General features: G+C 68.9%; 19 protein-coding genes and 1 other RNA gene. 8 read left to right on the forward strand and 12 right to left on the reverse strand.

What is annotated here, in order from left to right:
- Positions 1–53: 53 nt before the first annotated feature.
- A complete protein-coding gene (locus QTH86_RS21370; protein WP_286648161.1) occupies positions 54–1,733 on the reverse strand; it encodes an ABC transporter substrate-binding protein in 1,680 nt (559 codons plus the stop codon).
- A gap of 123 nt (positions 1,734–1,856) precedes the next feature.
- Complete coding sequence (locus QTH86_RS21375; RefSeq protein WP_286648162.1) at positions 1,857–2,687, reverse strand: IclR family transcriptional regulator; 831 nt, start codon at positions 2,685–2,687, stop codon at positions 1,857–1,859.
- Between the two features lie 93 nt (positions 2,688–2,780).
- Between QTH86_RS21375 and pyrC the strand changes: the two genes are divergently transcribed.
- The 5 genes from pyrC (at position 2,781) to QTH86_RS21400 (ending at position 6,845) form a co-directional block, all read left to right on the forward strand.
- Positions 2,781–3,824 (forward strand): dihydroorotase, encoded by a 1,044-nt coding sequence (gene pyrC / locus QTH86_RS21380; RefSeq protein ID WP_286648163.1) that lies wholly within the window; start codon positions 2,781–2,783, stop codon positions 3,822–3,824.
- Complete coding sequence (locus QTH86_RS21385; protein ID WP_286648164.1) at positions 3,821–4,642, forward strand: NYN domain-containing protein; 822 nt, start codon at positions 3,821–3,823, stop codon at positions 4,640–4,642. The genes pyrC and QTH86_RS21385 overlap by 4 nt, the downstream gene beginning before the upstream one ends.
- Positions 4,639–5,418 carry a DUF3025 domain-containing protein gene (locus tag QTH86_RS21390; protein ID WP_286648165.1) on the forward strand — a complete coding sequence of 260 codons (780 nt, stop codon included), beginning with the start codon at positions 4,639–4,641 and terminating at the stop codon, positions 5,416–5,418. Before QTH86_RS21385 ends, QTH86_RS21390 begins: the two co-directional genes overlap by 4 nt.
- 53 nt (positions 5,419–5,471) lie before the next feature.
- Positions 5,472–6,347: a protease HtpX gene (gene htpX, locus QTH86_RS21395; RefSeq protein WP_286648166.1), complete on the forward strand. Its 876-nt coding sequence runs from the start codon at positions 5,472–5,474 to the stop codon at positions 6,345–6,347.
- A gap of 69 nt (positions 6,348–6,416) precedes the next feature.
- The gene (locus tag QTH86_RS21400) at positions 6,417–6,845 is read left to right on the forward strand and encodes a VOC family protein (protein WP_286648167.1); all 429 of its coding nucleotides are present in this window, start codon (positions 6,417–6,419) and stop codon (positions 6,843–6,845) included.
- On the opposite strand, the gene QTH86_RS21405 is transcribed toward QTH86_RS21400, so the two are convergent.
- The 3 genes from QTH86_RS21405 to QTH86_RS21415 are packed head-to-tail and all read right to left on the reverse strand — an operon-like array spanning position 6,842 to position 10,159.
- On the reverse strand, positions 6,842–7,789 hold the full coding sequence (locus tag QTH86_RS21405; RefSeq protein ID WP_286648168.1) for a ProQ/FINO family protein: 948 nt from the start codon (positions 7,787–7,789) through the stop codon (positions 6,842–6,844). The genes QTH86_RS21400 and QTH86_RS21405 overlap by 4 nt on opposite strands.
- A gap of 59 nt (positions 7,790–7,848) precedes the next feature.
- Positions 7,849–8,472 carry a flavin reductase family protein gene (locus QTH86_RS21410; RefSeq protein ID WP_286648169.1) on the reverse strand — a complete coding sequence of 208 codons (624 nt, stop codon included), beginning with the start codon at positions 8,470–8,472 and terminating at the stop codon, positions 7,849–7,851.
- 19 nt (positions 8,473–8,491) lie between these two features.
- Positions 8,492–10,159 carry an NAD(P)/FAD-dependent oxidoreductase gene (locus tag QTH86_RS21415; RefSeq protein WP_286648170.1) on the reverse strand — a complete coding sequence of 556 codons (1,668 nt, stop codon included), beginning with the start codon at positions 10,157–10,159 and terminating at the stop codon, positions 8,492–8,494.
- A 168-nt stretch (positions 10,160–10,327) separates the two neighbouring features.
- On the opposite strand from QTH86_RS21415, the gene QTH86_RS21420 reads away from it, so the two are divergent.
- The gene (locus QTH86_RS21420) at positions 10,328–10,513 is read left to right on the forward strand and encodes a hypothetical protein (RefSeq protein ID WP_286648171.1); all 186 of its coding nucleotides are present in this window, start codon (positions 10,328–10,330) and stop codon (positions 10,511–10,513) included.
- Here the strand turns inward: QTH86_RS21420 and cysK are convergent.
- Positions 10,510–11,439 (reverse strand): cysteine synthase A, encoded by a 930-nt coding sequence (gene cysK / locus QTH86_RS21425; protein WP_286648172.1) that lies wholly within the window; start codon positions 11,437–11,439, stop codon positions 10,510–10,512. The genes QTH86_RS21420 and cysK overlap by 4 nt on opposite strands.
- Before the next feature lie 121 nt (positions 11,440–11,560).
- Here cysK and rnpB point away from each other — a divergent pair.
- An RNA gene (gene rnpB / locus QTH86_RS21430) (RNase P RNA component class A) lies at positions 11,561–11,859 on the forward strand.
- 11 nt (positions 11,860–11,870) lie between these two features.
- Here the strand turns inward: rnpB and QTH86_RS21435 are convergent.
- Both QTH86_RS21435 and QTH86_RS21440 read right to left on the reverse strand, forming a co-directional pair.
- Positions 11,871–12,617 (reverse strand): RNA pseudouridine synthase, encoded by a 747-nt coding sequence (locus QTH86_RS21435; RefSeq protein WP_286648173.1) that lies wholly within the window; start codon positions 12,615–12,617, stop codon positions 11,871–11,873.
- Complete coding sequence (locus tag QTH86_RS21440; protein WP_286648174.1) at positions 12,614–14,269, reverse strand: MBL fold metallo-hydrolase; 1,656 nt, start codon at positions 14,267–14,269, stop codon at positions 12,614–12,616. The genes QTH86_RS21435 and QTH86_RS21440 overlap by 4 nt, the downstream gene beginning before the upstream one ends.
- A gap of 102 nt (positions 14,270–14,371) precedes the next feature.
- On the opposite strand from QTH86_RS21440, the gene QTH86_RS21445 reads away from it, so the two are divergent.
- Entirely contained in the window at positions 14,372–15,352 is a 981-nt protein-coding gene (locus QTH86_RS21445; RefSeq protein ID WP_286648175.1) for a magnesium and cobalt transport protein CorA, read from the forward strand.
- A gap of 21 nt (positions 15,353–15,373) precedes the next feature.
- Here the strand turns inward: QTH86_RS21445 and QTH86_RS21450 are convergent, their stop codons facing one another.
- The 4 genes from QTH86_RS21450 to QTH86_RS21465 are packed head-to-tail and all read right to left on the reverse strand — an operon-like array spanning position 15,374 to position 20,141.
- Positions 15,374–16,306, reverse strand: a complete 933-nt coding sequence (locus QTH86_RS21450) for a dihydrodipicolinate synthase family protein (protein ID WP_286648176.1) — start codon at positions 16,304–16,306, stop codon at positions 15,374–15,376.
- Positions 16,307–16,314: 8 nt separating this feature from the next.
- Complete coding sequence (locus tag QTH86_RS21455; RefSeq protein WP_286648177.1) at positions 16,315–18,051, reverse strand: IlvD/Edd family dehydratase; 1,737 nt, start codon at positions 18,049–18,051, stop codon at positions 16,315–16,317.
- A gap of 39 nt (positions 18,052–18,090) precedes the next feature.
- Complete coding sequence (gene yjfF / locus QTH86_RS21460) at positions 18,091–19,119, reverse strand: galactofuranose ABC transporter, permease protein YjfF (RefSeq protein WP_286648178.1); 1,029 nt, start codon at positions 19,117–19,119, stop codon at positions 18,091–18,093.
- A complete protein-coding gene (locus QTH86_RS21465) occupies positions 19,116–20,141 on the reverse strand; it encodes an ABC transporter permease (protein ID WP_286648179.1) in 1,026 nt (341 codons plus the stop codon). The genes yjfF and QTH86_RS21465 overlap by 4 nt, the downstream gene beginning before the upstream one ends.
- Positions 20,142–20,339: the final 198 nt, after the last annotated feature.

Raw genomic sequence — 20,339 nt, forward strand, 5'->3', positions numbered from 1 at the left:
AGGGGGTGGGAGTCGCGACACGACGTGCGCAGCGACCTGGGGGCGAGCCCCGTTCAATCCATCGACATGGTGGCCAGGTCGATGAACCAGCTTTGCGGCTGCACCACGCCCTTGATCTTCGGCGACAGCGCGCGCGGACCGACGTCGTGTGCCACGAAGAGGAACGGCGCCTCGTCGATGATGCGCGCCTGCAGCGCGGCCAGGGCCACGTCGCGTTGCTTGTCGTCGAAGGTGGTGCGGGCCTTGTCGACCAGGGCGTCGACTTCCGGGTTGCTGAAGTAGCCCCAGTTGTTCGACACCGGCGGGAAGGCCTTGGTGCTCACGAAGCGCACCATCGCGAAGAACGGGTCCATCGTCGCCGCGCTCACGTTGGTGGCGTGCGCGCCATGGGCGCCCGGGTCCTTCGCGCCGAGGCGCCAGCTGGAGAAGAGCGTGTTCCATTCGACCACGTCGAACTGCACGTCGAAGAAGCATTCCTTCAGGCTCTGCTGGATGAACTCGTTCATCGGCAGCGGCTGCATCTGGCCCGAGCCCGACGCGGAGGTCTGCACCTTCACCTTGACCGGCTTGGCGGCCGAGTAGCCGGCTTCGGTCATCAGCTTCTTGGCGGCGGCCGGGTCGTACTTGATCTGGAAGCTGGGGTTGCCGCGCCACGGGTTGCCGGGCTCGGCCACGCCGGTGGCCTCGACCATCAGGCCGCCGAGCAGTTCCTTGAGCGCCGTGCGGTTCAGGCACAGGTTGGCGGCGTAGCGCACCTTCTTGTCGGCGAAGGGCGAGTCCGGCAGCATCGAGAACTGCCACGGCCACAGGTGCGGCTGCAGGTTCTGGTAGAGCTTGAAGCCGCGGCCCTTGATGGTCTCGAGCGCGTCGGGCGACGGTGCCTCGATCCAGTCGACCTGGCCCGACAGCAGCGCGGCGGTGCGCGAGGAGGCCTCCGGCAGCGGCAGCATCACGACGCGGTCGATCTTGGGGCGGCGCTTGGCGTCCCAGTAGTCGGGGTTCTTCACGATCTCGAGGCGTTCGCGCGGCACGAACTTCGAGGCCTTGAACGGGCCGGTGCCGGAGGCGTCGGCCGCGAAGGCGGTCCAGGCGGCCTTGCTGCGCTCGGCGGTGCCGGTCACGCTCGGGGGCACGGCGGCCAGCTTCTTTTCCCAGTGCACGGGCGAGGCCATGAACAGGTTGGTGAGGTTGATCGGCAGGAACGAATCGGGTTCGGACGTGGTGAGCTCGACGGTCAGGTCGTCGATCTTGCGCGCGGTGCGCAGCGTGGGCATGCGCGAGGCGGTCACGCCGATCTGCGCCGGGTCGAATTGCGGCGCGTCCTTGCGCAGCACCTTGTCGACGTTCCAGACCACGGCATCGGCGTTGAAGGGCGAACCGTCATGGAATTTGACGCCGGGACGCAGCTTGAAGATCCACTTGGTGCGGTCCTTCTCGTCGACGGCCCACGACACGGCCAGGTCGGGGATCACCACGCTGGCCTTGGTGGCCGAGCTCAGGTCCCACTGCGTCAGGCTGTCGTACATCGGGATGCCGGTGAAGCGGTTGCCCTCGTAGCCCTGGTCGGGCTGGCCCGAGGTGCGCGGGATGTCGCCGGCCGTCATGGCGATGCGCATCACCTTTTCCTGGGCGAGCGCGGCGGTGCTCGCGAGCGACAGGGCAGCGATCAGCAAGGCGCCGGTGCGCGCGCCGAAGCGTGGGGCGGGCAGCGGCGACAAGGAATGGAACTTCATGGGAGGTCGACCTTTGAGTTGCGGGTGAGCGGTTGACGAAGCAAGTGACATGCCAAAGCTAATCGCATTGGCAAAATCGTTTATCGATATCTATCTACGCTTAAACGATAAAAAGGGGCGATTTCAGTGCGCCACGGCGCTCGAGATGGCGCGCGCGCACTCGATCACCATCGGCGCGAGCTTCCGCTGAGCTTCTTCGAGCGTCCACCGGCTGGTGGGCGGCGACACATGCACGGCGCCGAGCGCTTCGCCCTTGCGGTTGAGGATGGGTGCGCCGATGCCCATGTCGCCGAGGAACAGTTCCTCGGCATTGGTTGCGTAGCCCACGCGCCGGCATTCGACGATGCGCGCCATGATGGCCTTCACGTCGGTGAGCGTGGCCGGCGTGCGCGGTGTACGGTCCGAGGCCTGCAGCAGCGCCAGCACCTGTTCGTCGGGCAGGCTGCTGAGCCAGGCGCGGCCCGAACTGGTGCAGTACATCGGAATGCGCATGCCCACGGGCGTCTGCACGGGAATGAACTTCGAGGTCACCAGCTGTGCAACGTAGACCATCTCGGTGCCGACCGGCTCGGTCACGCTGGCCGTCTCGCCGCTGGCGTTGGCGAGCTGCGCCAGGTACGGGTTGGCCGTCTGGATGAGCGCGTTGGCCGCCATGTAGTTGTAGCCCAGCTCGATGGTGCGCGGCAGCAGCTGGAAGCGCCGCGTCTGCGGATGCTTGCCCACGTAGCCGAGCACCTGCAGCGTGTGCACGGTGCGCTGCGCCGAGCCTTTGCTCATGGCGGTGCGCTCGGCCAGCTCGGCCAGCGTCATCGTGCGGTGCGCACCGTCGAAGGCGCGCAGCACGGCGAGGCCCTTCTCGAGCGACTGGTTGAAGAGCGGGTCCGGCGACCGGGCCGACGGTGAGGGCGACGCCGTGGGGCGGCGTGCGGTGCGAGCAGGCGTCTTGCTGGCCATAGCGTATGGGTATACCGACGAATCGTTTATCGATTCCGTCGGGCGTGCACATTGCGTGCCAGCCGGTCGTGCGCCCAAGAGACAATGCCAGGCATGAAGACAAGCCCCGCCGACACCCTGACCCTCACCCGCCCCGACGACTGGCACCTGCACGTGCGCGACGGCGCCGCCCTCGAAGCCGTCGTGCCGCATTCCGCCCGCCAGGTGGGCCGCGCGCTGATCATGCCGAACCTGCGTCCGCCCGTGACCACCGCCGACCAGGCGCTGGCCTACCGCGAGCGCATCCTGGCCGCGATGCCCGCGGAGCGCGGCTTCGAGCCCGTGATGTCGCTGTACCTCACCGACAAGCTGCCCGCCGACGAGATCGCGCGCGCCGCCGATGCGGGTGTGAAGGCGCTCAAGCTGTACCCGGCCGGCGCCACTACCAACAGCGACGCCGGCGTGACCGACATCCGCAAGACCTACGCCACGCTCGAAGCCATGCAGAAGCACGGCCTGCTGCTGCTGGTGCACGGCGAGGTGACCGACCCGGCCATCGACCTGTTCGACCGCGAGGCCGTCTTCATCGACCGCGTGATGATCCCGCTGCGCCGCGACATGCCGGAGCTGAAGATCGTCTTCGAGCACCTGACCACGAAGGAAGGCGCGCATTACGTGCGCGACGCGGGCCAATTCACCACTGCCACCATCACCGCGCACCACCTGCTCTACAACCGCAACGCGATCTTCACCGGCGGCATCCGCCCACACTACTACTGCCTGCCGGTGCTCAAGCGCGAGACGCACCGCGTCGCGCTGGTCGAGGCGGCCACCAGCGGCAGCGACCGTTTCTTCATGGGCACCGACAGCGCGCCGCACGCCGCCCACCTGAAGGAACACGCGCTCGGCTGCGCCGGCTGCTACACCGCGCTGAACGCGATCGAGCTCTACGCCCAGGCCTTCGACAACGCGGGTGCGCTCGACAAGCTCGAAGGCTTCGCCAGCTTCCACGGCGCCGACTTCTACGGCCTGCCGCGCAACACCGACACCATCACGCTCAAGCGCGAGACGTGGACCGTGCCAGAGACCGTGCCCTACGGCGAGGCGACGCTCAAACCCCTGGGCGGCGGCGAGACGCTCAACTGGAAACTGCAATGAACACCACCCCCAAGGTCATGCTCCTGATCGACGCCGACAACGTCTCGGCCGACGTCATCGAGCAGGCCGTGCAGCGCACGTTGATCGAGCATGGCGCCGTGCACCTGCGCCGCGCCTACGGCAACGCCGAGACGGCGCTCAAGCACCAGGGCCTGTTCAAGCGGCTGTCGGTGCGGCCGATGGTCAACCTCTCGGCGGGCAAGAACAGCACCGACATCGCGCTGGCCGTCGACGCGATGGCGCTGGCGATCACCGAGCGGCCCGACGTGGTGGTGCTGGTGTCGTCCGACTCCGACTTCGCGCCGCTGGTGATCCGCCTGCGCGAGACCGGCTGCCGGGTCTGCGGCATCGGCCAGCAGGGCAAGACCGGCGAGGACACGATGGCGGTGTACGACGAATTCATCGACCTCGAGCACCACGGCGCCCGCGCCGCACCGGTCGCGCCTGCGCCGGCCCGCAAGACCGCTGCGGCGCCAGCCGCAGCGGCCAAGACGGCACGCGCCAAGGCCGCGCCCGCGAAGAAAACCGCCGCCGCCCCGGCCGCCAAGAAAACAGCCCGCAAGACCACCAAGGCCGTGAAGGCCCCGGCACGACGCGAGCCGGTGGTATCGGAGGCCGCCGAATTCATCCTGCAGGCGGTCCCGAACCTGCGCAAGGGCAACGACGTGGCGCTGAACGACGCGGCGCAGGCGCTGCGCGCGGCCGGCCTGCTGGGCAAGCACGGCAGCTCGCTCAAGCTGTTCGACAAGCTGACCTCGGAGTTCGCCGTGCTGCAGCAGCCCGACCGCATCCGCTGGCTGGGTGCCTCCGACGCTTGACGACGGTGCGCGTCGATTGGGCGCGCCCGTGGCTGGCGCACTGCCGGACGCTCGGCGCGGCCGCCGAGCACCACGCGCGGCACCACACCGTCGCTGCCGCACTGCAGGCGGCCACCCTGTCGCCCCCGGTGCGCTTCGTGGCGCAGGACGCGCTGCCGCCCGGCGAGCCCTACGAGGCGCACATCTTCCGCACCGGCGAGGTGCCGACGCGCGACAACCTGCACGACTTCTTCAACGGCCTGGCGTGGCTGCACTTTCCGCAGGCCAAGCGTCGCCTGAACGAACTGCAGGCTGCCGAGATCGACCAGCACGGCGTCGGCGCCCGCCGCGGCCCGTTGCGCGACGCGCTGACCCTGTTCGACGAGAACGGCGCGGTGCTCGACGCGCCGCCCGTGCTGTGGGAGGCGCTGGTCGCGCGCGACTGGCACCGCCTGTTCGTCACCGAGCGCGCACGCTGGGCCGAGGCGCACCTCCTCCTTTTCGGCCATGCGCTGCTCGAGAAGCTGGCCACGCCGCGCAAAGGCCTGACGGCGCATGTGCTCTTCGCCCCCGGCGCGAGCCAGTCGATCTACCCTCGCGACGAATGCATGGCCGACGCGCTGTCGGCGACGCACCTGGCGACCAAGCCTTTCGTGCCCTTGCCGGTGATCGGCGTGCCCGGCTGGTGGCCCGAGAACACGAGCCTTTGCTTTTATGATGACCCCGACGTCTTTCGTCCGCGCCGGCCTTCAGAACCGACAACAACGCCCTCGGGCCCGCGCCGCCAGGCCGCTTGAAGCGGGCTGCGCCGCCCCCAATTGAGCGACAGTTTCCCCACGGAGAAATCAACTTGAAACGCATTCTTCTGTTTGTCCTGACCAATGTGATGGTGGTCGCCGTGCTGGGCGTGGTCGCCAGCCTGCTCGGCGTCAACCGCTTTCTCACGGCCAACGGGCTCAACCTCACGGCGCTGCTGGGCTTCGCGCTCGTCATGGGCTTCGGCGGCGCGATCATCTCGCTGCTCATCAGCAAGCCGATGGCCAAGTGGACGGCCGGCCTGCGCATGATCGACGCGCCCCAGTCGCCCGACGAGGCCTGGATCGTCGCGACCGTGCGCAAGTTCGCCGACAAGGCGGGCATCGGCATGCCGGAGGTCGGCATCTTCGAGGGCGAGCCCAACGCCTTCGCCACCGGCGCGTTCAAGAACTCGTCGCTGGTCGCGGTGTCGACCGGCCTGCTGCAGAACATGACGCGCGAAGAGGTCGAGGCGGTGATTGGCCACGAGGTCGCCCACATCGCCAACGGCGACATGGTCACTATGACGCTGATCCAGGGCGTGATGAACACCTTCGTCGTGTTCCTGTCGCGCGTGATCGGCTATGCGGTCGATTCCTTCCTGCGCCGCGGCGACGACCGCAGCTCGGGCCCGGGCATCGGCTACATGGTCACCACCATCGTGCTGGACATCGTGCTGGGCTTCGCCGCCGCGATCGTCGTGGCCTGGTTCTCGCGCCAGCGCGAATTCCGCGCCGATGCCGGTGCCGCCCAGCTGATGGGCCGCAAGCAGCCGATGATGAACGCGCTGGCCCGGCTGGGCGGCCTGCCGGCCGGCGAACTGCCGAAGGCGGTCGAGGCGATGGGCATCACCGGCGCGGTGGGCAAGCTCTTCGCGACGCACCCACCCATCGAAGAGCGCATCGCTGCGCTGCAGAACGCGCAGGGCTGATGCAGGGCGGCGGCGGGGCCGCCGCGCGGGCATTCACCGGGTCACTCATCGCATGAACTGGAGTACCGCATGGAGACACAGGAACTGCACCGGGGCCGCCTCATCGACCACATCCAGCTGGTCGTGCGGGATCTGAAGGCGAGCCAGGATTTCTACACCGCCGTCTTCGCGACGATCGGGGTGCCGCTGGGCGGCACCGCCGACGGCTACTTCTGGGCCGACGAGCTCTTCGTCTCCACCGCCGACAGCGAGGCGGCGCAGGGCCACCTGACCGGGCGGCACCACTTGGCCTTCCAGGCCAAGGACCGCGCCACGGTCGATGCCTTCTACCGCGCCGCCCTGGCGCATGGGGGCCGCGACAACGGCGCGCCGGGCGAACGCCCCTACCACCCCGGCTACTACGCCGCCTTCGTGCTCGACCCGGACGGCAACAACATCGAGGCCGTGTTCCACGGCGAGGCGACGCGCAGCGCCGCCTCGGTGAAGGTCACTTTCTAGTTCGCTTCCGGCGAGGCTGCTGCCGGCTGGGCCGGCGCTTCGGCCGCCTGCGCGGCCTTCGTTGCCCGCTCGGCCTCCGTCGCCTGGTCCTTGCGCACGCGCTGCAGCGTGCGCGCGACCTCCTTCGGGTCCATGCCGTACATGTCGGCGAATTCGGCCTCGGTCTTGCCGCTGGCCTCGAAGGCGCGCATCAGCGCTTCGCGCTTGGCGGCCTGGCGCGCCAGTTCGGCCAGGGCGTCGTCGAGCGCAGCGTTCGACGCGTCGTCGCGGGCGCGCACGCGTTCGGCGTAGGCCTCGCGGCCCACGCCCGAGGCTTCGATCGCCGCGATGATGCGGTCGCGCAGCTGGCCGCTCAGGTCGTCCTTGGTGCGGCCCTGGCGGCGGCGGAACACTTCGAGGATCGCGTGGTGGATGTGCTCGGGCGCCACCGGCTCGACCGGGTTGCCCTGCAGGTCGTGGCGCGGATGGCCGGCGGCCACGCATTCGAGGTAGCGGGTCGAGCGGGCGTGCAGGCCCATCGCGAGCTTGAGATCTTCCGCCTTGAACTCGTCGCCGTGGGCGGCGAGCAGTTCCTGGTAGATGCCCAGCTTGAGCGGGCGGAAGCGCGCGCCGAAGAGCTGCGGGTACAGCTCGAACAGGCGTTCGAGCACCGGGTGCACCTTGCGCGGCGCGGGCGCACCGTTCTTGCGTGCGGGCTGCTGGCCAGCCGGTTGCTGTGCCTTCTGCGCTGCGGGCGCCTGGCCCGCTTCGGCCGCCGGGCGTTCGCCCTTGCCGCCACGGCGGCCGCGGCCACCGCGCGAGCGCTTCCGGGCAGGCGCGTCGGTCGATGGTGTGTCGGGCGACGGCATCTCGGTCGACGATGTATCAGCAACGGGCGCGACAGGTGCGATCGCTGCAGGTGCGTCGCTCGTCGGCGCGGTGGTGTGGTCGGGAGCTTCGGTCATCGATTCGGTTCGTGTGAGGCCGCGCGCCGGGCGCAGCGTGAAGGGCGATGGCGCCGCGCTCAGCGCGGACGGAACATCTTGAAGAGATTGTCGCGGGTGACGGTGAAGTAGTCGGCCGGGCCGCCACCGCGCAGGATGGGCTCGGCCGCCGCCGTGTCGTAGATGCCGTCGTTCAGCAGCCGGCGCGCGATGTGTACGCCCACCACCTGGCCCAGCACCAGCCAGGTGGGCACCTGCGTGCCGTCGATGGTTTCGAGCTGCACGATCTGCGTGAGCTTGCACTCGAAGGACACGGGGCTCTCGGCCACGCGCGGCACCGCGATGCAGCGCGACGCCACGGGCGTGAGGCCCGCCAGTTCGAACTCGTCGACCTCCGGCGGCACGGCCGCGCAGGATGCGTTCATCCGCTCGGCCAGCGGTCGCGTCGCCAAATTCCAGCCGAACTCGCCCGTCTCGCGGATGTTGTGCAGGCTGTCCTTGGCGCCGATGCTGGCGAAGCCGACGATCGGCGGCGTGTAGTTGAAGCCGTTGAAGAAGCTGTAGGGCGCCAGGTTGCGCACGCCCGATGCGCTCTGCGACGAGATCCAGCCGATGGGGCGCGGGCCGACCATCGCGTTGAACGGGTCGTGCGGCAGGCCGTGGCCCTGGGCGGGCTCGTAGAAGTGGAAATCGTCGGTCGTCATGGGTGTCCCTGGTGGGGTGTCAGGTCGGCACGCGCAGGGCTTGCGCGTCTTGCAGCACGGCGCGCGCCACCGCCTCGGCCACCTTGATGCCGTCCACGCCGGCCGACAGGATGCCGCCCGCGTAGCTCGCGCCTTCGCCGGCCGGGAAGAGGCCGCGCGTGTTCAGGCTCTGGAAGTCCTCTCCGCGCGTGATCTTGATGGGCGACGAGGTGCGCGTCTCGACGCCGGTCAGCACCGCGTCGGGCGTGTCGAAGCCCTTGATCTTGCGGCCGAACGCGGGAAAGGCCTCGCGCATCGCCTCGATCGCGTAGGCCGGCAGGGCCTGGTGCAGGTCGGTCGGTGTCACGCCCGGCTTGTACGAGGGTTTGATGCTGCGCAGCTCGGTCGACGGCGTGTCGGCGATGAAGTCGCCCACCAGCTGGCCCGGCGCGCGGTAGTCGCTGCCGCCGAGCACGAAGGCGTTGGATTCGAGTTGGCGCTGCAGCAGCATGCCGGCCAGCGGATGACCCGTTTTCCCGTCTTCCCAGCCGGGATAGTCCGAGGGTTCGATGCCCACCACGATGCCCGCGTTGGCGTTGCGTTCGTTGCGCGAGTACTGGCTCATGCCGTTGGTCACGACGCGCCCAGGCTCACTGGTCGCTGCGACCACCGTGCCACCCGGGCACATGCAGAAGCTGTAGACCGAGCGCCCGTTGCTCGCGTGGTGCACCAGCTTGTAGTCCGCCGCGCCCAGCAGCGGATGGCCCGCGTGGCGGCCCCAGCGCGCACGGTCGATCAGGCCCTGCGGATGCTCGACGCGGAAGCCGATCGAGAAGGGCTTGGCCTCGATGTGCACGCCGCGTGCGTGCAGCATCTCGAAGGTGTCGCGCGAGCTGTGGCCGAGCGCCAGCACGACGTGGTCGCAGCGCAGTTCGCTCGACAGGCCGGTGCGCTGGTCGAGCACGGTCAGGCCGCGCAGGTGGCCCGCTTCGATGTGCACGTCGGTCACGCGCTGCTCGAAGCGGATCTCGCCGCCCAGCGCCACGATCTGCTCGCGCATGTTCTCCACCACCTTCACCAGCTTGAAGGTGCCGATGTGCGGATGCGCGACGTAGAGGATCTCGGGCGGCGCGCCGGCCTTGACGAACTCTTCCATCACCTTGCGGCCGAGGAAGCGCGGGTCCTTGATCTGGCTCCAGAGCTTGCCGTCGGAAAAGGTGCCGGCGCCGCCTTCGCCGAACTGCACGTTCGACTCGGGGTTGAGCGTGCTCTTGCGCCACAGGCCCCAGGTGTCGCGCGTGCGCTGGCGCACGGTCTTGCCGCGCTCCAGCACGATCGGCTTGAAGCCCATCTTGGCGAGCATCAGCGCCGCGAAGATGCCGCAGGGCCCGAAGCCGACCACCACGGGACGGATCGGCAGATCGGCCGGCGCGTGCGCGGGTGGGTGGTACGACATGTCGGGCGTCACCATCACGCGTGGGTTGCCCGCCAGCTTGGCCAGCAGCTTCGGCTCTGTCGACGGGTCGGTCAGCGTCACGTCGACGATGAAGACCTGCAGCAGGTCGACCTTGCGCGCGTCGAAGCTGCGCTTGTGGACGTGGATGTTGGCGATGGCGTCGGCATCGACGCCGAGCAAGCCCTGCACCGCGCGTGGCAACGCGTCGGACGGCGGATCCAGGGGGAGCTTGATTTCGGAGAGGCGGAGCATGGCGTGCGGCCCGTGATGATCGGGCAGGTGGCGTTCGCGGAGGCGCCTATTGTAGGGAGGCCGTCCGCGCCGCGCCTGTAGGCAAAAGTCAGCCGGGAAACTACGGGTGCACCGCGCGTGCCATGGGTCTATCTTGAGTGGGTCGACCGATCACTGCAGGAGACATCCATGCTCATCGTCACGAAATCGTTGGTGGCCAGCGGCGTCGCTGCTCTGGCCATGAGCGGAACGCCCTTGCCGGACAGCACGCGTGAAGGCCAGGCCGCCGCGCCGGCCACCCCCATTGCCGCCAATGCTGCGCCGCAATACTGCCCCGGCGGCTGCAACCTCTGGGGGATGCTGGGGTCGCGCTAGGCCGGCAGAAAGCCTTCGACCGACAGGTAGCGTTCGCCCGTGTCGTAGTTGAAGCCCAGCACCACGGCGTCGTCCGCCAGCTCGGGCAGCTTCTGCGCGATGGCCGCCAGCGTGGCGCCCGACGAGATGCCCACCAACACGCCTTCTTCGCGGGCCGAGCGTCGCGCCATCTCGCGCGCTGGGTCGGCATCGACCTGGATCACGCCGTCGAGCAAGGCCATGTCGAGGATCTTCGGCACGAAGCCCGCGCCGATGCCCTGGATGGGGTGGGGCGAGGGCGCACCGCCTGACAACACGGGCGACGCGACCGGCTCGACCGCGTAGACCTTCAGCTTCGGCCATTTCGCCTTCAGCACCTTCGCCACGCCCGTGATGTGGCCGCCGGTGCCCACGCCCGTGATGATCGCGTCGAGGCCCTCGGGGAAGTCGGCTGCGATCTCCTCGGCCGTGGTGCGCACGTGCACCGCCACGTTGGCCGGGTTGTCGAACTGCTGCGGCATCCAGCTGTTGGGCGTGCTGGCGACCAGCTCTTCGGCACGCGCGATCGACGCCTTCATGCCGCCGGCGCGCGGCGTCAGGTCGAAGCTGGCGCCGTAGGCCAGCATCAGGCGGCGGCGTTCGACGGACATCGAATCGGGCATCACCAGGACCAGCTTGTAGCCTTTGACAGCCGCCACCATCGCCAGGCCGATGCCGGTGTTGCCCGAGGTCGGTTCGATGATGGTGCCGCCCGGTTTCAGCGCACCGGAGCGCTCGGCGTCTTCGACCATCGCGAGCGCGATGCGGTCCTTGATCGAGCCACCGGGGTTCGAGCGCTCCGACTTGATCCACACCTGCTGCGTGCCCTTGGCCGTGCCGGCGAAAAGCTTCTGGATGCGGATGTGCGGCGTGCGGCCGATGGTCTCGAGGATGTTCTGGGCTTTCATGATTTCGGTCTCCTGGTGTGGACGAAAACGGGAAGGAGCCATTGTCGCGAGATAATCCGTCCCGTGAAGCACGCCAGACCGCCGCTGGTGCAAGCCCGAAAGGGGTGGGGCCTTCGGGCACCGCGTCGAAAGACCGCACTGGAGGAACGTCCGGACTGCACAGGACAGCGCAGGAGTTAACGACTCTCCACCGCGAGGTGAGGATCAGAGCAACAGAGACGAGCCGATTCAGTTCGGGTGAAACGGGCAATCTCTGCGCGCAGCAACACCAAATAGGCCAGCGTTGACGTGGTTCCGCGGAGCTGGCGGGTAGGTGGCATCGAGCCGTCCGGGCGACCGGCGGCCCAGAGTAATGGCGGTCACGCCGGCATCGTCGCAAGACGGCGCCGGTGCACAGAATCCGGCTTATCGGCGGGCTTCACACTTTATTTTCAGAATTTCTCGTGCGGCAGCAGGTAGCGCCACTCCCCCGGCGCCAGACCCGCGAGCGGCACGCGGCCGACGCGCAGGCGCTTCATCGCGAGGATGCTGAGATCGACGCTGTCGCACATCTGCGCGATCTGCCCCGGCCAGGCGCCCTTCATCGCGAAGCGCAGGCCGGTCACGCCCTCGTTCTGGCGGTTGACGCTGACCTTGGCCGGCAGCATGGCGCGGCCGTCGACCACGGGCGACTGGTTCAGGCGGTGCAGCGCCTGCGGGCTCACCTCACCCCGCACGTCGACCATCACCTCGTACTCCATCAGCGCAGCGTCTTCGACCAGCTTGCGTTCGATGCGCGGGTCCTGCGTGAAGACGATGAGGCCGCTCGCGCCCTTTTCCAGCGGCGTGAAGCAGTGCTGGTTGGCGAAGTGCCGTTGCAGCGTGGGCCGCTGCGAATCGTCGGCCTCGCTGCGCTGGCCTGGTATCAGCAGCTTGGGGATCGGCGCGTCGAAGGCCATGCCGGCCGGCTTGTTCAACAGGATCGTCACGACCTGCACCGGCTCCGGCTTGGCACCCGTGGCGATCTCGACGCGCTGCTGCGGCAGGACGCGCGCCTGCGGCACCTCGACCACCGCGCCGTCGACGCGCACCGCGCCGTTCTCGATCAGCAGTTCGGCCTCGCGGCGCGAGCAGTTCATGTCGGCCGCGACGCGCTTGGCGAGGCGGATGCCCTCGTCCCGGGTCTGGAGGATGTTCATGCGAGGGCTCTTTCACGGATGCGTGCGACGTGCGCCGCCAGCGAGCGTGCGGCCATCGGCCACATGCGCTGCGGCACGTCGGCGTAGGCGATTGGCAGCCAGTCTTCGGGCGTGCCGTCGGGGTGTTCGCGCATCGCTTCGAGGATGCGCGCTTCGCGCCGGAAGCGGTGCATCTTGAGCGCGGCGATGGCATCGCGCGCCGAGGCGATCGCGTAGCCGTGCGCGGGCAGGATGAAGTCGGCGCCGCCGACGCGGCAGACGTCGTCGAGCCGGTCGAGCGAATCGAGGTAGGCGGTCATGTTGCCGTCCGGCGGATCGACCACGGTGGTGCTGCCGTTGAGGATGTGGTCGCCCGAGAACAGCAGGCCGTCTTCCTGCAGCACCAGGCACACGTGGTTGGCGGCATGGCCGGGCGTGTGCACCACGCGCAGCGTGTGGGTGGTCTCGGGCGTCGGCCCTTCGAGCACCAGGTGTTCGCCGTCGACCAGGGCGCGGTCGGGCGTGAAGCGCGCGTTCGGCCGGGCAGTGGGGGCCGAGGGCAGGCCGAGGATCGGCGGGCGCGGCTCGCACAGCGCCTGCAGCGGCCGTGCGGCGGGCGAATGGTCGGCATGCGAATGGGTGCAGACGATCATGCGGATGTCGCCGGCCGTCGCATCGTGCAGCCGCCGGATGTGGCCGGGGTCGAGCGGGCCCGGGTCGACCACGATGTAGCCCGTGGTCTCGTCGCCGACGAGGTAGCTGTTGGTGCCGGGCCCGGTCATGGCGCTGGGGTTGGGCGCGGTCAGGCGGCGCAGGTTGCGCAGCAGGGCGACCGGCGTGTCGGTCTGCCAGTCGAGCGCATGCACGATCTGGCCGTCGGGACAGACCAGCGCGAGTTCGCCGTAGGGCAGCTCGTGCTCCATGTAGCGCGCCTCCTGGCCGTCGAGCAGGCCGGCGCGTGGGCAGCTGGTGAAAAGCGGCTGCTCCTGGTCGCAGTCGGTCAGGACCGCATCGACCGTGGCATACGCGGCCAGTCGCTCGAGCGTGCGCACGGTCGGGAACATCATCCGGAAGCGCTGCGCCTTGTGGCGTTCCAGCGCCTCGGCGGGGCGCACCCAGACCGGCTCGAACTGCTCGGTTTCGTCGGCCACCGGCACCTGGCCCTCGGGCATGCGCGCGACCAGGAAGGGCACGTCAAAACGTTTGGGCAGGTCGCGGTCGGTCACCCAGTGCGCGAAGGTGAAGACCTGGTCCGTTGCCAGCAGCAGGCCGCGCCGGGCGCACTGCGCGGCGAAGGACGTGGTGCCATCCGCCGTGCTGCGGTCCATGGCCGCCACGGCCGCGGCCTGCACCGGGCGTCCGTCGTCGGCGTGGTGGGCCAGCAGCACGCCCAGTTCCTCGAAGGTCTCGCGCAGCGCCGCGATCGCCTGCGTGAGCTGCACGTCGCTCTGGGTGGCGCGGCGCTTCGCGATGGCATGGGCCTGCGCGTCGCTGTCGTCGATGCGCCCGCCCGGGAACACGTAGGCACCCGCGCCGAAGCTGGCCTTGTCGGACCGGCGCGTCATCAGCACCTGCGGCCCCGCCGGCGTGTCGCGCAGCAGGAGGAGGGTGGCGGCCGGTCGCACGGGCGCGGGCTCGCGTTGCGGGTGGAGGAATTGGGTGGGGCGGACCATCCGGGGATTATCGGCAGCATCGCGGTGCGGCATCGTCCGTCAGGCGGTTCGGGCGCCCACATGGCAAGATCCCCGGTCGTCTCACGCGAGCCAGGTTTCTGCATGCTGATCAACTGCGTTGTCTACGAGAACGGCACCAAGCTGGCCGACATCCCGGTCGACCGCATCAACGAATACGTCGCGCTGCCCAACTGCTTCGTCTGGGTGGCGCTGCACGACCCGACGCCCGAAGAGATGGACGGGGTGCAGCGGGCTTTCGACCTGCATCCGTTGGCCGTCGAGGATGCGCAGAACGGCCATCAGCGCCCGAAGGTCGAGGAATACGGCGATTCGCTCTTCGTCGTGCTCCACCTGCTGGACGGCGAGACGGCGGCGCCGCGCGCCAGCATTCCGACGGTGGGTGAGCTCGACGTCTTCGTCGGCCGCAACTACGTGGTGTCGGTGCGCAACCGCAGCACGCACGGCTTCACCGAGGTGCGGGAGCGCTGCGAGCGCGAGCCCGAACTGCTCAAGAACGGGCCCGGCTTCGTGCTGTACGCGCTGATGGACGCGGTGGTCGACCGCTACTTCCCCGCCATCGACGCCTTCGATGTCGAACTCGAAGCCATCGAGGAGCGGATCTTCACGCAGGGCGGTGCGCGCGAGAACATCCAGCGCCTCTACAGCCTGAAGCAGCGGCTGACGGTGCTCAAGCATGCGGTCGCCCCGCTGCAGGAGGGCGCGAACAAGCTGCACGGCGGGCGGGTGCCGCAGGTCTGCATCGGCACGCAGGAGTACTTCCGCGATGTGCTCGACCACCTCAACCGCATCAACGGCACCATCGACGCGATGCGCGACACCATCGGCACCGCCATCCAGGCCAACCTGTCGATGGTGACCATCAGCGACGGTGAGGTCACCAAGCGGCTGGCGGCCTGGGCCGCGATCTTCGCGGTGTGCACCGCCTTCGTCGGCATCTGGGGCATGAACTTCGAGCACATGCCCGAGCTGAAGTGGCGCTACGGCTATGCGATGGCGCTGGGGCTCATCGTGGCGGTGTGCGGCTACCTCTACTACCGCTTCCGGAAGGCCGGCTGGGTGTAGTCCCGGCCGGAGTCCGCGCGCTCAGCGGCCCCAGCGCAGCACCAGCGGGTCGAGCCGCCGGGCGATGTCCAGCAGGCCGCGACGCACCTCCGGATGCATCGACGGCCATGGATGGCGTGGCGCGTCGCAGGCGATCACGCCGCCTTCCTTCATGAGCGCCTTGGCCGCGAGGAAGCCGGCCTGCCGGTTCTCGTGGTTGATCAGCGGCAGCCAGCGCTGGTACAGCGTGAAGGCGAGGTCGGCATCGCCGCTGCGGTGCGCCTCGATGATCGGGCGGATGCCGTCGGCGAAGCCGCCGCCGGTCATGGCACCGGTGGCGCCGGCGTCCAGGTCGGCCAGCAGCGTGATGGCCTCTTCGCCGTCCCACGGGCCTTCGATGGCTTCGCCGCCCAGGCGGATCAGCTCGCGCAGCTTGCTCGCCGCGCCGGGCGTCTCGATCTTGAAGTAGCTCAGCTGCTCGATCTCGGTCGCCATCTTCGCGAGGAAGGCGGCCGACAGCACCGTGCCGCTGGCGGGTGCGTCCTGCACCATGATCGGAATCGACACCGCGTCCGACAGCTGCGCATAGAACTCGAAGATCTTTGCTTCAGGCACGCGGAAGGTGGCGCCGTGGTAGGGCGGCATCACCATCAGCATGGCCGCGCCCATGGCCTGCGCGCGGCGGCTGCGCTCGATGCACACGGTGGTGCTGAAGTGGGTGGTGGTGACGATCACCGGCACGCGGCCGGCCACGTGTTCGAGGGCGGTGCGGGTGAGCACCTCGCGCTCGTCGTCCGACAGCAGGAACTGCTCGGAGAAGTTCGCCAGGATGCAGAGGCCATCGACGCCCGAATCGATCATGAAGTCGAGGCAGCGCTTCTGGCTGGCCAGGTCGAGCGCACCCGATTCGGTGAAGGTGGTGGGCGCGACCGGGAAGATGCCGCGGTAGCGAGGGTTGGAGAGGGTGTGTGTCATGGCGTGGATCAATGCGAGTGACGGGGAACTTCGGCGCCGCGGCAGCCGACGAGGAAGTCGAAGTCGCAGCCTTCGTCGGCCTGCAGCACATGGTCGACATACAGCCGCTGGTAGCCGCCGGGCATGCCCGGTGGCTGCGCGGCCAGCGAGCGCAGGCGCTCGGCCAGCTCCTCGTCGCTGATGTCCAGGTGCAGGCGGCCACCGGCGCAGTCCAGCTCGATGAAGTCGCCGTCGCGCACCGCGGCCAGCGGGCCGCCGTCGGCCGCCTCGGGCGCGACGTGCAGCACCACCGTGCCGTAGGCGGTGCCGCTCATGCGGGCGTCCGAGATGCGCACCATGTCCTTGATGCCGCGCCGCAGCAGCTTGGGCGGCAGGCCCATGTTGCCGACCTCGGCCATGCCGGGGTAGCCCTTGGGGCCGCAGTTCTTCAGCACCATCACGCAGCTCGCGTCGATGTCGAGATCTTCGTCGACGATGCGCGCCTTGTAGTGCTCCAGGTTCTCGAACACCACCGCGCGCCCGCGGTGCTGCAGCAGCGCCGGCGTCGCGGCCGAGGGCTTGAGCACCGCGCCGCGCGGCGACAGGTTGCCGCGCAGGATGCAGATGCCGCCGTCGGCGATCAGGGGCTTGTCCAGCGGGCGGATGACCTCGTCGTTGTAGCTCGGGGCTTCCCGCACGTTGTCCCACAGCGAGCGGCCGTTGACGGTGAGCGCGCCGGGGTGCGGCAGCAGGTCGTGCTCGCCCAGGCGGCGCAGCACCGCGGGCAGGCCGCCCGCATAGTAGAACTCCTCCATCAGGAAGCGGCCCGAGGGCTGCAGGTCGACCAGCGTGGGCGTGCCGCGGCCGATGCGCGTCCAGTCTTCCAGTTCGAGGTCGACGCCGATGCGCCCGGCGATCGCCTTGAGGTGGATCACCGCGTTGGTCGAGCCGCCGATGGCCGCGTTCACGCGGATCGCGTTCTCGAAGGCCTCGCGCGTGAGGATCTTCGACAGTGTGAGGCCTTCCCTGGCCATCTCGACCGCACGCATGCCCGACATCTGCGCCAGCACGTAGCGCCGTGCATCCACCGCGGGAATGGCGGCGTTGTGCGGCAGCGAGGTGCCCAGCGCTTCGGCCATGCATGCCATGGTGGACGCGGTGCCCATGGTGTTGCAGGTACCCGCCGAGCGCGACATGCCGGCCTCGGCGGCAAAGAACTGGTGCTCGTTGATCTCTCCGGCCTTGAGCGACTCGTGCAGCTGCCATACCGCCGTGCCCGAGCCGATGTTCTTGCCGTCGAGCTTGCCGTTGAGCATCGGCCCGCCGGTCACGACGATGGCGGGGATGTCGCAGCTCGCCGCGCCCATCAGCAGCGCGGGCGTGGTCTTGTCGCAGCCGGTGAGCAGCACCACGGCGTCGATCGGGTTGCCGCGGATGGCTTCCTCCACGTCCATGCTCGCCAGGTTGCGGGTCAGCATCGCCGTCGGGCGCAGGTTCGACTCGCCGTTGGAGAACACCGGGAACTCGACCGGGAAGCCGCCGGCTTCGGAGATGCCGCGCTTCACGTGCTCGGCGATCTTGCGGAAGTGCGCGTTGCAGGGCGTGAGTTCCGACCAGGTGTTGCAGATGCCGACGATCGGGCGGCCGTCGAACTCGTGGTCGGGGATGCCCTGGTTCTTCATCCAGCTTCGGTACATGAAGCCGTTCTTGTCGGCGGTGCCGAACCATGCGGTCGAGCGCAGTTTTTTCTTGGGGGTGTCCGACATGCTGGGGTGTCCTGTGGCGCGAGAGGTAGGAGGGGTGGGTCAGCGCAGCGGGGCGCGTGACGTGAAGAAGCGTTGCAGCAGGCAGAAGACGAAGAGCAGCGCGCCGACCACGATGCGCGTCCACCACGAACTCAGCGAACCGTCGAAGGAGATCAGCGTCTGGATGATGCCGAGCATCAGCGCGCCGAACAGCGTGCCGGCCACGTAGCCGACGCCGCCGGTGAGCAGCGTGCCGCCGATCACCACGGCGGCGATCGCGTCGAGTTCCAGCCCGACGGCATGCAGGCCATAGCCCGACAGCATGTAGAAGGTGAAGATCACGCCGGCCAGCGCCGAGCAGAAGCCCGACAACGTGTACACGCCGACGATCGTGCGCCGCACCGGCAGGCCCATCAACATCGCCGAATGTTCGCTGCCACCCACCGCATACACCGCGCGGCCGAAGGCGGTGCAGTGCGCGATGAAGACGGCGGCGAGCACCACGACGATGGCGATCAGCGCGCTGATCGAGATCGACGCGTCGCCCCACACCGGAATGCGGATCTGCGCCACGTCGGTGTAGAACGCGTTGGTGATGCTGATCGAGTCGATGCTGATCAGGTAGCAGAGGCCCCGCGCCAGGAACATGCCGGCCAGCGTCACGATGAAGGGCTGCAGCCGGAAGCGTTCGATCAAAAAGCCCATGAACGCGCCGAACACCGTGCCCATCGCCAGCACCAGCGGGATCACCGCCAGCGGGCTCCAGCCGTGGCGCTCGACCAGCGCGGCCGACACCATGGTGGTGAGCGCGATCACCGCGCCCACCGACAGGTCGATGCCGCCCGACAGGATCACGAAGGTCATGCCGACCGCCACCACGATCAGGAAGGCGTTGTCGATCAGCAGGTTGAGGAAGACCTGTGCCGAGAAGAAGCTGTCGTAGGCGAAGGAGCCGAAGCTCGCCATCAGCACGAACAGCGAGATGGTCGCGGTCAGCGGCAGGTACTTGGGGTTGATGCCGCGGCGGCGTGGCGCGGGCACCGTGGCCTTGGCCGGCGCCGCGGTGGTTTCGGGCAACACGGCGCTCATCGGTGTACCTCGCCCAGGGCCGGGCGCAGCGCCCAGCCGCGCACCGTGGCGCGGAACTCGGCCGACTGCAGCAGCATCACGATGAACACCACCACCGCCTTCACGACCAGGTTGATCTCCGGCGGCACGCCGAGCGAGTAGATGGCGTAGGTCAGCGTCTGGATGATGAGCGCGCCGATCGCGCTGCCCACGAGGCTGAAGCGCCCGCCGGTGAGCGCCGTGCCACCGAGCGTGACCGCCAGGATGGCGTCGAGCTCCAGCAACTGGCCGGCGTTGTTGCCGTCGGCGCTCTTCACGTTCGAGCTGATCAAGAGGCCCGCGATGCCGGCGCACAGGCCGCAGAAGGCATAGGCGCCGACCAGCAGCCGACGCGACTGCACGCCGGCCACCCGCGCGGCCGTCGGGTTGATGCCCACCGCCTGGATGAAGAGGCCGAGCGCAGTGCGGGTGATCGCCAGGTAGAGCAGCGCGAACACCGCCGCCGCCACGAAGAGCGAGAAGGGCAGGCCCAGCAGGTAGCCGCCGCCGAGGAAGAAGTAGGGCTTGTAGTAGAGCGTGATGATCTGCCCGTTGGTGATGAGCTGCGCGATGCCGCGGCCCGCCACCATCAGGATCAGCGTCGCGATGATCGGCTGCATGCCCACGCGCGCCACCAGCAGGCCGTTCCACAGGCCGCACAGCAGGGCCACGCCCAGCGCCGCGCCGATGGCCAGGGGCATCGGGAAGCGGGCGACGTCGCCGCCCATCGCGCCGCCGATCATCCAGGCCGCGGTCGCCGCTGCGATGGCGACCACCGCGCCGACCGAGATGTCGATGCCGCGGGTGGCGATTACCAGCGTCATGCCGAGCGACACCAGCACCAGGGGCGCGGCGCGGTTGAGGATGTCGATCAGGCTGCCGTAGAGATGGCCGTCGCGCCATTCGAGGTGCAGGAAGCTCGGGTTGAAGGCGGTGTTGAGCGCGAGCAACAGCAGCAGCGTGATGAGGGGCCAGGCGAGGCGGTGGCGCATTGCGTTGGCCATGGGGCTTTGTGCCTTGTTGTCGAGTTGAGTCATGTCATTCGATACCGGACACGTTGTGCGGCGTGCGCAGGCCACCGGGTACTCCCCTCCGCGAATGTCCCCCGCCTTCGGCTCCTCCTTTATTTCGCTGCGGGGAGCACCCGATACCCTGCACACGTGGACGCGATGGGGGTGCGCAGCGGGTGATCAACCACAGCG

This window comes from Variovorax sp. J2L1-78 (assembly GCF_030317205.1).
GTDB classification, from domain to species: domain Bacteria; phylum Pseudomonadota; class Gammaproteobacteria; order Burkholderiales; family Burkholderiaceae_C; genus Variovorax; species Variovorax arabinosiphilus.

Coding starts and splice junctions, on each gene's coding strand:
- QTH86_RS21370 (WP_286648161.1), bottom strand. CDS start 1,733: ATGAAGTTCCATTCCTTGTCGCCGCTGCCCGCCCCACGCTTCGGCGCG.
- QTH86_RS21375 (WP_286648162.1), bottom strand. CDS start 2,687: ATGGCCAGCAAGACGCCTGCTCGCACCGCACGCCGCCCCACGGCGTCG.
- pyrC (WP_286648163.1), top strand. CDS start 2,781: ATGAAGACAAGCCCCGCCGACACCCTGACCCTCACCCGCCCCGACGAC.
- QTH86_RS21385 (WP_286648164.1), top strand. CDS start 3,821: ATGAACACCACCCCCAAGGTCATGCTCCTGATCGACGCCGACAACGTC.
- QTH86_RS21400 (WP_286648167.1), top strand. CDS start 6,417: ATGGAGACACAGGAACTGCACCGGGGCCGCCTCATCGACCACATCCAG.
- QTH86_RS21405 (WP_286648168.1), bottom strand. CDS start 7,789: ATGACCGAAGCTCCCGACCACACCACCGCGCCGACGAGCGACGCACCT.
- QTH86_RS21410 (WP_286648169.1), bottom strand. CDS start 8,472: ATGACGACCGACGATTTCCACTTCTACGAGCCCGCCCAGGGCCACGGC.
- QTH86_RS21415 (WP_286648170.1), bottom strand. CDS start 10,159: ATGCTCCGCCTCTCCGAAATCAAGCTCCCCCTGGATCCGCCGTCCGAC.
- QTH86_RS21420 (WP_286648171.1), top strand. CDS start 10,328: ATGCTCATCGTCACGAAATCGTTGGTGGCCAGCGGCGTCGCTGCTCTG.
- cysK (WP_286648172.1), bottom strand. CDS start 11,439: ATGAAAGCCCAGAACATCCTCGAGACCATCGGCCGCACGCCGCACATC.
- QTH86_RS21435 (WP_286648173.1), bottom strand. CDS start 12,617: ATGAACATCCTCCAGACCCGGGACGAGGGCATCCGCCTCGCCAAGCGC.
- QTH86_RS21440 (WP_286648174.1), bottom strand. CDS start 14,269: ATGGTCCGCCCCACCCAATTCCTCCACCCGCAACGCGAGCCCGCGCCC.
- QTH86_RS21445 (WP_286648175.1), top strand. CDS start 14,372: ATGCTGATCAACTGCGTTGTCTACGAGAACGGCACCAAGCTGGCCGAC.
- QTH86_RS21450 (WP_286648176.1), bottom strand. CDS start 16,306: ATGACACACACCCTCTCCAACCCTCGCTACCGCGGCATCTTCCCGGTC.
- QTH86_RS21455 (WP_286648177.1), bottom strand. CDS start 18,051: ATGTCGGACACCCCCAAGAAAAAACTGCGCTCGACCGCATGGTTCGGC.
- yjfF (WP_286648178.1), bottom strand. CDS start 19,119: ATGAGCGCCGTGTTGCCCGAAACCACCGCGGCGCCGGCCAAGGCCACG.
- QTH86_RS21465 (WP_286648179.1), bottom strand. CDS start 20,141: ATGGCCAACGCAATGCGCCACCGCCTCGCCTGGCCCCTCATCACGCTG.